We start from the raw sequence: 11,971 nt of genomic DNA on the forward strand, positions 1-11,971 counted from the left end.
TATAATATTATAGAATACTTATAGCGGGTAAAATTTTTTTATCAGAGGATTCACATGAAACGATCAAGGTTAAAATTATTCAAAACTACCTCTTTAACGATTTCTTTAATTGGAGTTATTCTGATTTTATTAACAGTGGTGGTAGCTGGTTACGTACTTGTTTCAGATTTAACAAATTCTGTTTCAAATACTGTTAGCACTGGTTCATCATATGATAATTTAACTCAGTTAAAATCAGAATATGCTAATGTTTCACAGCAATACTCTAAATTAGATGAACAGTTAGGTACAACTCCTGATGCTAATGTCAAATCAACATTTAATAATGGTAAATTAAAATTATCTGAGGTTAATTCGACATTAGGTTCAGCACAGAGTGATATTGAAGCTGGTGAACCTGATGATAAGGTCAATAATGAGTTGAATCAGGCAAGAAACGAGCTTCATGAAGCAGAGGGAATTTATAATAATATAACTGCTAATAGGTAGTTATATTATATTTTCCCTTATCAAAAAAATCTTTTTTTTATTATTTATTTTATTTTAAAAACTAGTTTTTGTTACTACCTTTAAATCCACGAGCAATAACATACATTTCAGCACTACGTTTTCTAGAAGAATTTGGCTTTGTTGTTTTAACAGTTTTAAACTGCTTTTTTAATGTCTTTATTAAGTCCTGATATGCTTCTCCTTGGAATGCTTTCATAATAAGATTACCGTTATTTTTAAGTATATTATTACTAATTTTAATCACAGCCATTGCAAGGTCATATGCTCTGAAATTATCAATATCCTTAATTCCTGTTAGTTTTGGTGAAGCATCAGATAATATTACATCTGCTTTACCATCAATGATTTCCATAATCATTTCCTGTATTTCAGGTGTTGTGAAATCTCCTTTTACTCCAGTATATGCTTCATGGTCTATTGGTTTAATATATTCAAGGTCTACACTAATAATTTGACCCTTGCCTTCTTCTCCAATAACCTCAGCTACAACTTGACTCCATCCACCAGGAGCAGCACCTAAATCCACTACATTATAGTCAGGTTTTAATAATTTATATTTCTTATCTAACTGTTTAAGTTTATAAGAAGCTCTTGAACGATAATTCTGCTTCTTTGCTAATTTATAGTAGTGTTCTTTATCATGTTTTGCTTTCCAACGACTCATAATAATCATTCTCCATTAATTTTAGTGATTAAATTGTGTGAAATCTAAAGCCTTACAGGTGGGTTTCCCAATTTTCACAATCTCTGCTTCAACATCTGACCCCTCAATTTTTAGTAACATTACAGTAGGATCAGTTAAACGTGGCTGTGTAGGACTTCCAGGATTTAATAATAATACATCATCCATTTTTTCAATCATTGCCTGATGTGTATGACCAGTAATTAGGATATCAACATCTAATTCCTTAGCAATATAATATAATTGTTGAGTATCACCCTTAGGATATACAACTCCATGAGCTAATCCAATTCTGACATTTTCTATTTCTATTACTTCTCTTTCATTAAGTCCTAAATTAGGGTCACAATTACCATATACTGCTGTAACTGGTGCAATTTCTTCTAATGATTTGATAACATCTAGTGATTCGATGTCACCTGCATGTAATATCATATCTACATTTTTAAATACATCAAATACCTTTTCAGGAATTTTTGAAGACCTGACAGGTATATGTGTATCTGATATAACGCCTATTAGCATAAATATCTCCTAACAATTTATTTTTAAATAGTCTATTATACAATCCAATTTTTATATTATTGATTCTAATAAAATATTTAACTATTCTTAATTATCAACTTTATGAAAATCAACTAAATTATATATAACTAGTGAAATATCATTTTATATAATAGAAAAGATTTAACATATACTTATAATTCTTAGTTTCATATAAGGGTAATTCAAGAAAAACGAGATATGATACTAGAAATAGGGGTTGAGAAATAATATGAATGAATTAATAATATGTGAAAAGCCTAAGGTAGCTGAGAAAGTTGCAAAAGCTTTATCTGATTCACCTGTTAAAAATTCTTACAAGAGAGTACCATATTATGAGATTGTAAAAGATAATGGAGAAAAGACAACAGTACTATCCGCTGTAGGACACTTGTTTTCTCTAAAAGCAACAAATAAAAAGGATAAAAGATTATTTGATGTAGAATGGGTACCATTAAGTGAAACAGATAAATCAAAAAAATATGTGAAAAACTACATAGACACTATAAAAAAATTTTCAAAAGATGCAGACCGATTCATACATGCATGCGATTATGATACAGAAGGAACACTGATAGGATACAATGCCTTAAGATATATTTGTGGTAAAGACAGTATTGATAAATCATTCAGAATGAAATTCTCTGCACTAACAAAAAAAGACCTGATAAAATCATACTCTGAGGCATATCCTCTGAAAAATGATGAAAAATGGGCAGATAGTGGAGAAGCTAGACACGTACTAGACTTCCTATTTGGTGTAAACATATCAAAAGCAATGACTGATTCAGTACTAGCAGTAACTAAGAGATATGTACAATTATCAGCAGGAAGAGTACAAACACCAACACTAGCAATACTCACAGAAAGAGAAAAAGAAATACAGAAATTTGTACCAGAACCATACTGGCTAATAAAAGCAAAAATCCAGAAAAGAATAATAGCAGACCATAAAAAAGGTAAAATCTTCGATAAAAAAGAAGTAGATAAAATCTTAGCAAACTGCAAAGGAAAAGATGCAAAAGTAACAAAAATCACCACAAGAAAATCTAAAAAAGGATTACCAGTACCATTCGAGCTAGGAACACTACAATCAGAGGCATATGCACAATTCGGATTCACACCAAGAAAAACACAGCAAATAGCACAGAACTTATATGTGGAAGGATACACATCATATCCAAGAACATCATCCCAGAAATTACCGGAATCACTAGGACTACCAAACATACTAAATCAACTAGCAAAAAACCCTAAATACAAAGATAAAATTTCACAACTAAAAGAACCATTAAAACCAAATGAAGGTAAAAAAACAGATGAAGCACACCCTGCTATACATCCAACAGGAACATTACCAAAAGATATATCAGCAGATTACCAGAAAATATACGACTTAATCACATACAGATTTATAAGCTTATTTGGAGAACCAGCAGAACTAGAATCAATAAAAGTAGATCTGGATATAGGGGAAGAACCATTCACATTCTCAAGACAAAGAATATCCAAGGAAGGATGGTTAAGTCTTGATCCATACCAATACAAGAAAGTAAAAAATGAGGAATTCCCAGATATATCTGAAGGAGAAACCACAAAGGCAAAAGTAAAAAGTGAAGAAAAAGAAACTAAACCACCAGCAAGATATAATCAAGCATCAATTATCAGAGAACTAGAAAAACGTGGTCTAGGAACAAAGTCAACCAGAGCAAACATAGTATCAATATTATACACTAGAAAATATGTTGAAGGTAAAAAGATAGAAGTCAGTCAACTAGGCGAACAAATAATTGATACACTAGAAAAATACTCTGAAAGAATAACTAGTGAACAAATGACCCGTGAATTTGAGATTGATTTAGACAAAATTAAGAAAAATGAATTAACAGAACAAGATGTAATTGATGATGCAAAATCAGAATTAACAGGTATTCTTGACAAAGTAGATGAAAATAAGGAAAATATCGGTAAAGAATTATATGGTGCTTATGAACAAAGCCGTATAGTCGGAGAGTGTAGCTGTGGCGGAAACCTAATTATAATCTCATCACCAAGAGGCGGAAAATTTGTAGGATGCTCTAATTATCCAAAATGTAAGAAAACATATTCTTTACCAGCAGGAGCTAATGTACTTAAAACAAAATGTGAAAAATGTGGACTTCCATTAATATCCTACGGAAAACCAAGACAAAGGGCATGTCTCGACTTTGAATGTGCTAATGGTGGTAAAAAATCTAGTAATGACATTGTAGGTAAATGCCCAGAATGTGGTAATGATCTCATAAAAAGAATGGGAAGATATGGCGAATTTATCGGATGTACAGGTTTCCCAAAATGCAGATTCACATCATCAATAGCTGACTTTGAAAAAGCACAAACAGATACTGAAAAAACAGAGGCTAAATAGGCCCTGTAAATTACCTAACATCCAACCCCCTTTTTCTATTTTCTATTTTTTTTATTCATTTTTTGAAATATTATTATATAATTCCTTTAATATTAGAAGTGTACCCTCTTTATTTAGATGTTTATCATCAGTTTGTTGCTGTGATGAATATATACATGCAGGACAGCCTGATTCACATTCACAGTCTCTTACTAATTCATAAGACATTTTAATAATATCTTTAAATAATTTATATGCCTTTTTAGTTAATCCAACACCATCCTCAAATCCATCATATATGAATATCGTTGCGTTTAAGGTGTCTTCATGCATATTTTTTGTAACACCGCCTAAATCATAAGTATCACACATTACATGATAAGGAGTTACTGATAACATAACATTAGCCACGCCCTGTAAGCAGCCCATAAATGCGTCTTCAAATTTAGTGTCAGTGTTAAGTGTTTCTTTTACTTTTTCTCTTATTTCAAATGGTATTGTAAACCATAATCCCTTAGTTTTGAAGTTTAATGGGGGTAGGTTTAATTTTTTGGATGATGTGATTTTACTGAATTTTATGACATTATATCTATCATATTTCTCTGTTACATTAAGTCTACCATAGCTTAGTTTAATGTTATTTATAGTGTTCTGTTGTTCTTCTTTAATTATCTTCACATCAACTTCTTTTAATGCTTGAGTGTAATAATTAAGGTCTTTCTTTTTCACATATACTCGTTTTTTATGAATGTCTAATTCTTTGACAAGATATGTGTCACCATTATGTATTAATACAGCGTTTTCATGTGCTTCTCTGAATGCTTGTTTTTCACTCATTTCTTCTAGGAATGTACGTCCATTGAATACAGCATATGGCTCTGACCTTACATCGTTAAGGTTTAATTCAAGATTTGGTGTTTTATCTTGTTTTAATATTCTTTCATCATTGTAAATCCATTGATTGTTAGAATATTTTAGTATACCCTCTGTTTCAAGGTCACTTATTTCATCAATAACTATTCCTTCATCATCAAATCCGAAACTTTCTATTTCATTGAGTTTTAATGGTATTTCATATGCTGCACATTTCAGATGTTCTCTTAGTATTTGCTGATTGTTAAGGTCGATTATTGCATGTTCATGTGTCTTGTTAAAAAATCTTTCAGGATGTTTCATGAAGTATTGATCTAACGGATTCTGGAATGCTACCATTGTTATTAAAGCTTCCTGGTTTCGTCTTCCTGCACGTCCTGCTTGCTGCCATGTTGAGATTAATGTTCCAGGATATCCTGATATTATTACACTATCTAATGAACCAATATTTATTCCAAGTTCTAATGCATTTGTAGTTACGATTCCTTTTATTTTTCCTTCTTTCAGATTATCTTCAATCTTTTTTCTTTCTTCAACTGTGTATCCTGCACGGTATGCTGTTATCTTATTTGATAGTTCGGGCTGTTTTACTTCTAGTTCTTTTTTAGATCTTAAAGCTATAACTTCTGCCATTTTACGTGATATTTCAAAGCAGATTGTTTGTAAATCATTCTGTACATATGTGTTGAATAGTTTTAATGTGTCATTGTGGATTGATGGGTTTTTGGATTCAATTGCATATGGATTGAAGAACATGAAGTATTTCTTTCCGGAAGGTGATCCATTGTCATCAATTATTTTATAGCTAAGTCCTGTTAGTTTTTCACTAAATTCCATAGGATTTGCTAGCGTTGCTGTTGATATAATAAATTGTGGCTCTGAACCATAATATTTACAGATTCTTTTTAATCTTCTTATTAGAAATGCCATGTTTGACCCAAATACGCCACGGTACTGGTGTGCTTCATCTATTATTATGTATTTAATATTTTCAAAGAATCTTTGCCATTGTTCATGCCATGGTAGTATATAGTGTAGTTCGTATGGATTTGTTATAACTAGTCTTGATTTTCTTTTTATTTCTGGTCTCTTGGATTTTGGTGTGTCTCCGTCATACTTTGCGGGGTATATGTCTAGGTTACATTCATTATCTATACTTAATATGCTTTTTAACTGGTCGTTTGCTAATGCTTTTGTTGGATATATGTATAGTGCTGTGTCTTCTCTGTTATTAGTCAGGTCTTCTATTACTGGTAGTGTAAATGATAATGTTTTTCCACTTGCTGTTGGAGTAGTGATAACTACATTTTCTCCATTTCTGACATGTTTTAGTGCTTCGTATTGGTGAGTGTATAATTTTATGTTATGGTCGTTAAGATAATTTTCCAGAGGTTCGGGTAATTCTACCTGTTCAAGAGTGTATCTTGCTCGTCTTGCAGGTATTTCTTCTATATGTTCTATTCTGTCCCTGAACCATTTTTTATTTTGAAAATAAGTTAGTATGTCTTTTATCATTCTATTTAACTACCTTTTGTTTATTGTACTAGAAATTTATTAATTCATTTTGAAAATTTAATGTAAAAATTGTTCTATTATATTATATTTGATTTTATTATTTTAATAAATATAATTTTTCAGATTGTTAGATATTTTTTGATGTTAATCTATTTTTTTTAAAGGTATTGACACGCTTAATCTTTTATTAAGATTTCACTTACAGTTATTAATCAGAAGGAGTTATTAAACATTTTAAAATATGTATTATTTAGTTTTGTTATTTATTTTTTATTTTTCAATATTTTTATTAATTTTTTAATTTTAGTTTATTCTTTATAAATTTAAATATATCTTTAATCATAAACTTCTATAAGGATATTTTTTGATTGATATAAATAAACAATCTAAATTTATATTTAGTTAATATATTCTCGTTAGATACAGTTTATAATTTGATTTAACTAAAAATTATCAGTAAAACGAAGATTATCCTATTTTTTTTATCAAAATTGGAGGTAAAAAGGAGAATTATCACATGGACAATAAAAACTTAGTAAGAAAGATAGCGCCATTTATAATAGCAATATTACTAGTACTGGCCGTTTTTGCTGTTAGAGCAGAAACTATTAATCTCGGAGGAATAACCGATGAAAGTCAAAAGGCATTATATGAAGACGATAGTGGCATGCCTTATTTTACAGAGATAGACTCATATTATAACTATCGTTTAACAGAGAATTATTTAAACACGGGACATCTGGGAGATACAGTGGTTAATGATTCGGACTGGGATTCACTGTCTACGTCACCGAATGGTCGTGAAGCGGATTATCAACCAACCATAGTTGTATTAGCAGCAGCAGTTTATAATATTGTTAATATGTTTGGAAATGTATCATTAACTCAAGTTGCATTTTGGTTAGGCCCAATAATTGGATCATTAGCAGTACTACCAGCATACTTCATTGTAAGAAGAAGTACAGGTAATGAATGGGGTGCAATAGTTGCAGGTGTAATTGCAGGTGCGGCACCAGCATACTTCTCACACACATATGCAGGATTCTTTGATACAGATATGTTCAACGTATTGATACCATTGATGATTGCATTATTCTTAACAGAAAGTGTATATGCGAAAAAACCAGTATATAAAGTACTGTATTCAGTAATAGCAGCATTATTCCTAGCATTATTCTCTCTATCATGGAGTGGATACACTTACATGGTGTTATTAACATTTGGTACATTAATATTATACCTTCCAGCTTCCTATTTTATGGATAGACTGGATGGTAAAAAGATTCCGAATAATGTTCAATGGCTTAAAGATAATCCAGTAACAATACCCTTAGTAGTATTCATAGTATTATCATGTATATTACTATTAATTACTGTAGGAACAGGAACAATCGAATCCTTGATAAATGTTATAGGAATGTCAACAAGTCTTCAGAATGCTACTGTAGGTTCAGCATACCCTAACGTATATGTATCTGTAGGTGAGATGCAAGTTCCAGCAGTTATTGATGTAGCTAATCAATCAGGTGGATTATTCGCATTATTATTCGCAGTATTATGTATACCATTATTCATATATCTTTTAAGGAAAAAACCAAAAACCGAAAAGAAATCTGCTCAAAAAGTGGAGAAAACAAAAACTGATGTTTCTGATAAGAAAGTTAGAAACAAAAGATACACTCCTAAAACTAAAAAAGCAGAAGAAATGGTACAGCATGAACATGTATTTAGACCAGGTAAATTCGAATGGACACAACATGAAAAATATAATCAATTGTTCTTATTCCTATTAACATTATTCTGGATAATTGGTATTTCAATAATGTTAATGCAGGGTACAAGATTTATAGAACAGTTCGCAGTTCCAGTAGCATTATTATCAGGTCTATTTGTAGGATTCATTGTAAAATACATTGACCTTAAAACTGAAAAATACAGTTATGTTGCACTACTTGCAGCAATACTAGTATTATTAGCAGTGGTAAGTCCTGTTGTAGCTGACCATACAACAGCATCACAGGCAGTAGGCAGTACTGATGATAACATGTATAATACACTAACATGGGTAAAAGCTAACACACCTCAGGATACTGTATTAGCATCCTGGTGGGACTTTGGTCACCTATTCACAGCAGTAGCTGATCGTCAAGTAGTATTCGACGGAGGTTCACAGAACAACATGAGGGCCTATTGGATAGGTAATGCTCTGCAGACGCATAATGAAAACTTATCTGCAGGTATACTAAGAATGTTAGCAAACAGTGGTGAAGATGCATCTAACACATTAGATTTATACACTAACGATACAAGTAAATCAGTAGAAATATTAAATGCGATATTACCAATGGACAGAACACAGGCAAATGCAGCACTAATAGGAACATATGGATTAAATCAGCAGCAAGCAAACTCAGTACTGGATTTAACTCATCCAGCACATACAAAACCAATAAACTTAATCCTAAGTTCAGATATGCTTTCAAAAGCAGCATGGTGGTCATACTTTGGTACATGGAACTTCACAAGTGAAAATTCCACACACTACTCATACTATCCAGCACAAAGTTCTACAGAGAATGTAAATGGTCAACCATTCACAATGGGAATGGAAAATGGAGTAATTGGAGTAGGGTCAACAAGTAATGATACCAATAGTACACCAATGACCTTTGCATACGTGGACCAAACAAAATTAAACAAATCATTAAACATGTCTACAGCAGAAGACAAACAACGTATGGCTAAAGAGTTAAGTGACGGAACAGGTAATGAATTGATTAAACCACATAAAATAATTTATATAAGTGGTAATCAATTATCTGAAAGAATTGTTAACAATAACAGTAACATGTCAATAATGGCTATGCAACAAGATGATGGTTCATACTTCACAATATTATTTGACTCATATCTTGAAGATTCAGTCTTCACAAAATTATACCTAGAAGGTGGAATGAACACCACTAGATTTAACATGACTCACTCAGAGCCAGGTATAAGTGTATGGGATGTATATGAGTATCCTAATAATAACACTAATGCGGTACAAGCTGTAAATACCACATCATAACCTCCCTCTTTTTTATTATTTTATTATTTTTAGAATCATGAAAAGCATTTTAGAATCTATTTTTTTAGAAAATTAATTCAAATATTTATATTATAAATGATAGAATTATCTATTACTATACAATTTTATTAGATATGGGGATTTTTTTAAATGAAAACACTTTCAGATTTAACAAAATATAATTTAATTCCAACTAATTCCTCACTTGATGAAATACTAGGGGGAGGCGTTGAGAAAGGTTGTATCACACAGTTTTATGGACCACCGGGCTGTGGAAAAACTAATATTGCCTTGAAAATATTATATGAAGCCACAAAGAATGGTAAAAAAGCCATATTCATGGATACTGAGGGTGGATTATCATTGGAACGTATTCAACAAATAGCGGGACCTGATTTTAATTCTATATCAGGTAATATTTTTCTATTAGAACCATCTTCCTTTGATGAACAACAACTAGAAATACAAAATATAGAAGACCTACTAAAAAAAGAAGAATCCATTGATATATTAATCATAGATTCTATTGTAGCATTATATCGTATTGAAGAGGGTGACCCCTCTGAAATTAATAAAAAACTAGGAAGACTAATGGCACATCTGCTTAAAATGAGTAGAGATTATGACATAGCGGTAGTAATAACAAATCAAATATATTCCCCATTTGATTCTGATGATTTAATAGTTGAACCTATTGGGGGAACAGTCCTAAAGTATTGGAGTAAAGTAATTATTGAAATTGAAAGAAAAATAGGTTCAACGGCGAGAACTGCGATATTACAAAGACATAAAACAAAGGCGCCAGGCCAATCAGTAACATTTGAAATTGTAGATAACGGAATAACATAAGAATATACTAAAATAATAAAACAAGGGGGTAATTATTCATGGTATTTAAGAAAAAAGAGAAAAGAGTACCGAATGGATTTGATTCAATTAATGATTTTTTCGATTACACATACAAAAAAGAGGATCTAATATGGATGGGACAAAATACAAACCATCTACAGAAAGATAAACATATAGAGGATGCTCTAATAACAGCAGCAAAGAAGAGAGATTACTGTAAATATCCACCACCAGAAGGATTTCCAGAATTAAAAAAATTAATACTCAAGGATTTAGACTTAAATCCTAATCTATTTGATGTGCAAATTACTTCTAGTGCTACAGAATCATTATATCTAGCAATAAGTACATCATTATATCATGTTACAAATACAATAGCATCAGATCCGGGATATCTTATAATCAATAACTTCTGTAATAGATTTGGAAACCACGTAAAAGAAGTACCAATATACAATGAGGAATGCGGTTACAAGTTAACACCAGATTTAATTAAAGAAAATATTGACATGGAAACAAAACTAATAGTATTAATTGATCCATTAAATCCACTGGGAACAGCATATACTAAAGAGGAAATAAAAGAAATAGCAGAAATAGCAAAAGAAAATAATATCATTGTTTTACATGATATAACATACCGTGACTTTGCAAGAGATCATACACTAGTAGCAAAATATGCACCAGAACATACAATAACAATATACAGTTTTTCAAAAATATTTGGTATGGCAGGTCTACGTATAGGTGCAGTAATCTGTTCTCCAGATTTAATGAGACCTATAAGAGCAAGTGTTATAAATGATTTAGGAACAAACTCATTAGCACAGGAAGCTGCAATAGCAGGACTAGAAACAAAGGATAAATGGGTTAATGATATAAGAGAAACTTGTTTCAGAAATCAAAAAATAATAAAAGAAGCTGTTGATGAAACACCTGGAACATTTCTGCCTGTATATCCTTCAGATGCTAATATGATGGTTATAGATGTGTCAGGAACAGGATTAAAACCAGTTGAAATATCAGAATACTTGTTACAGGAAAAGAATATCTTTGTAAGAGAAGGAAACTATACAAGTAAACTCTTTGGTGAGAGATATATAAGAGTAAGTTATTCCATACCAACAGAAGAAGTTATGGAATTCAAAAAAGAGTTTAAAAATGCTATTTTAACATTGCAGGAACGGAAAAAAGAATAAAAAAAGAATTAAGTGAATTAGTTAGATTTACTTTTTTCTTCTAATTCACTTGGATTAACTACTTCTACATCTGGAACTTCTTTGGATTCGTCTGTTTTGGAAATTTCAGATTTAGGTACATTTAATAATATATAGTCACCTACCTCAGAAATCATATCTATATCTGCTACTACCACAGTTTTTCTTAAACTTAACTCATTAGAGTTGATAGTAATATTATTGATTCTATTTTCTTTAAGATCAACATCAATATCTTGAACTTTACCTATTTCATTAGCATCGTCATCTAATACTTTTTTATCGATAATTTCAGTAATTTTCATAAAAGTTCCTCAATTTTATTT

At 31.0% G+C, this 11,971-nt stretch carries 9 protein-coding genes; 5 read left to right on the forward strand and 4 right to left on the reverse strand.

Annotated features, from left to right (window positions below; all coding sequences use genetic code 11):
• Positions 1-54 precede the first annotated feature (54 nt).
• A complete protein-coding gene (locus OTK55_RS04745) occupies positions 55-489 on the forward strand; it encodes a hypothetical protein (RefSeq protein WP_274870907.1) in 435 nt (144 codons plus the stop codon).
• 61 nt (positions 490-550) lie between these two features.
• Here the strand turns inward: OTK55_RS04745 and OTK55_RS04750 are convergent, their stop codons facing one another.
• Both OTK55_RS04750 and OTK55_RS04755 read right to left on the reverse strand, forming a co-directional pair.
• Complete coding sequence (locus OTK55_RS04750; protein ID WP_274871771.1) at positions 551-1,177, reverse strand: RlmE family RNA methyltransferase; 627 nt, start codon at positions 1,175-1,177, stop codon at positions 551-553.
• 18 nt (positions 1,178-1,195) lie between these two features.
• On the reverse strand, positions 1,196-1,717 hold the full coding sequence (locus OTK55_RS04755) for a metallophosphoesterase (protein ID WP_274870908.1): 522 nt from the start codon (positions 1,715-1,717) through the stop codon (positions 1,196-1,198).
• Between the two features lie 250 nt (positions 1,718-1,967).
• Here OTK55_RS04755 and topA point away from each other — a divergent pair, with 250 nt between their 5' ends.
• Complete coding sequence (gene topA, locus OTK55_RS04760) at positions 1,968-4,142, forward strand: DNA topoisomerase I (protein ID WP_274870910.1); 2,175 nt, start codon at positions 1,968-1,970, stop codon at positions 4,140-4,142.
• Between the two features lie 51 nt (positions 4,143-4,193).
• Here the strand turns inward: topA and OTK55_RS04765 are convergent, their stop codons facing one another.
• Positions 4,194-6,509: a DEAD/DEAH box helicase gene (locus OTK55_RS04765; RefSeq protein WP_274870911.1), complete on the reverse strand. Its 2,316-nt coding sequence runs from the start codon at positions 6,507-6,509 to the stop codon at positions 4,194-4,196.
• Between the two features lie 517 nt (positions 6,510-7,026).
• Between OTK55_RS04765 and OTK55_RS04770 the strand changes: the two genes are divergently transcribed.
• From OTK55_RS04770 to OTK55_RS04780, 3 genes are all read left to right on the forward strand, one after another.
• Positions 7,027-9,579: an STT3 domain-containing protein gene (locus OTK55_RS04770; RefSeq protein ID WP_274870912.1), complete on the forward strand. Its 2,553-nt coding sequence runs from the start codon at positions 7,027-7,029 to the stop codon at positions 9,577-9,579.
• A 150-nt stretch (positions 9,580-9,729) separates the two neighbouring features.
• Entirely contained in the window at positions 9,730-10,428 is a 699-nt protein-coding gene (gene radB, locus OTK55_RS04775) for a DNA repair and recombination protein RadB (protein WP_274870914.1), read from the forward strand.
• Between the two features lie 38 nt (positions 10,429-10,466).
• Positions 10,467-11,627 carry a pyridoxal phosphate-dependent aminotransferase gene (locus OTK55_RS04780; RefSeq protein WP_274870915.1) on the forward strand — a complete coding sequence of 387 codons (1,161 nt, stop codon included), beginning with the start codon at positions 10,467-10,469 and terminating at the stop codon, positions 11,625-11,627.
• A 17-nt stretch (positions 11,628-11,644) separates the two neighbouring features.
• Here OTK55_RS04780 and OTK55_RS04785 read toward each other — a convergent pair whose 3' ends face one another.
• Complete coding sequence (locus tag OTK55_RS04785) at positions 11,645-11,950, reverse strand: PRC-barrel domain-containing protein (protein WP_274870916.1); 306 nt, start codon at positions 11,948-11,950, stop codon at positions 11,645-11,647.
• Positions 11,951-11,971: the final 21 nt, after the last annotated feature.

Source organism: Candidatus Methanosphaera massiliense (assembly GCF_028890305.1).
Classification (GTDB): domain Archaea; phylum Methanobacteriota; class Methanobacteria; order Methanobacteriales; family Methanobacteriaceae; genus Methanosphaera; species Methanosphaera massiliense.

What these genes read in the sequence shown, in the direction of transcription:
- OTK55_RS04745 (WP_274870907.1), top strand. Translation starts at nt 55, where the DNA reads ATGAAACGATCAAGGTTAAAATTATTCAAAACTACCTCTTTAACGATT.
- OTK55_RS04755 (WP_274870908.1), bottom strand. Translation starts at nt 1,717, where the DNA reads ATGCTAATAGGCGTTATATCAGATACACATATACCTGTCAGGTCTTCA.
- topA (WP_274870910.1), top strand. Translation starts at nt 1,968, where the DNA reads ATGAATGAATTAATAATATGTGAAAAGCCTAAGGTAGCTGAGAAAGTT.
- OTK55_RS04765 (WP_274870911.1), bottom strand. Translation starts at nt 6,509, where the DNA reads ATGATAAAAGACATACTAACTTATTTTCAAAATAAAAAATGGTTCAGG.
- OTK55_RS04770 (WP_274870912.1), top strand. Translation starts at nt 7,027, where the DNA reads ATGGACAATAAAAACTTAGTAAGAAAGATAGCGCCATTTATAATAGCA.
- radB (WP_274870914.1), top strand. Translation starts at nt 9,730, where the DNA reads ATGAAAACACTTTCAGATTTAACAAAATATAATTTAATTCCAACTAAT.
- OTK55_RS04780 (WP_274870915.1), top strand. Translation starts at nt 10,467, where the DNA reads ATGGTATTTAAGAAAAAAGAGAAAAGAGTACCGAATGGATTTGATTCA.
- OTK55_RS04785 (WP_274870916.1), bottom strand. Translation starts at nt 11,950, where the DNA reads ATGAAAATTACTGAAATTATCGATAAAAAAGTATTAGATGACGATGCT.